Annotated in this window: 1 protein-coding gene; it reads left to right on the top strand. The window is 60.9% G+C overall.

The window, feature by feature from the left end:
• Positions 1 to 8: 8 nt before the first annotated feature.
• The coding region (metK, locus tag ABD323_RS41875) for a methionine adenosyltransferase (protein WP_425556349.1) at positions 9 to 921 on the top strand (913 nt) is incomplete at its 3' end.

Genomic DNA, 921 nt, shown 5'->3' with positions numbered 1-921 from the left:
GAAGCATTGTGAGTACAGGCAGGTTGTTCACGAGTGAGTCGGTGACCGAGGGTCACCCGGACAAGATGTGTGACGCGATTAGCGACACGATTCTGGATGCGATGTTGGCGCAGGATCCGCGGTCGCGGGTCGCGGTGGAAGCGATGATCACGACTGGTCAGGTGCATGTGGCCGGTGAGGTGACGACGGCGGCGAACGTGGATGCGACGGCGTTGATTCGTCAGGCGGTGTTGGACATCGGTTATGACTCCTCGGAGAAGGGCTTTGATGGCGCTTCGTGTGGTGTGAGTGTGTCGATCGGTGCGCAGTCGCCGGATATTGCGCAGGGTGTGGACACGGCGTATGAGTCGCGTCTGGAGAATGCTCTGGATGATCTGGACAAGGAGGGTGCGGGTGATGAGGGGTTGATGTTCGGGTATGCCTGGTCGGACACGCGGGAGTTGATGCCGTTGCCGATCGCGTTGTCGCACCGGTTGTCGTTGCGGTTGTCGCAGGTGCGGAAGAACGGCACGGTGCCGTATTTGCGTGCGGATGGGAAGACGCAGGTCACGATCGAGTACGACAAGGACAAGCCGGTCCGGTTGGACACGGTGGTGTTGTCGTCGCAGCATGCTGAGGGTATCGATCTGGACAAGCAGCTTGCGGCGGATGTGCAGAAGTATGTGATTGATCCGGAGATCGAGGATCTGGGTCTGCAGGCGGAGAACCCGAACATTTTGATCAATCCGACGGGCCGGTTCGTGGTCGGTGGTCCGATGGGTGATGCGGGTCTGACGGGTCGGAAGATCATTGTCGACACGTATGGCGGGATGGCCCGTCATGGTGGTGGCGCGTTCTCGGGTAAGGACCCGTCGAAGGTGGACCGGTCCGCGGCGTATGCGACGCGGTGGGTGGCCAAGAACGTGGTGGCTGCCGGTCTGG

The organism is Kitasatospora nipponensis, from assembly GCF_039528135.1.
In the GTDB taxonomy this organism is placed as follows: Bacteria; Actinomycetota; Actinomycetes; order Streptomycetales; family Streptomycetaceae; genus Kitasatospora; species Kitasatospora nipponensis.
Note: the sequence above shows the minus strand (reverse complement) of the source record. Positions and strands in the feature narration are given on the sequence as shown.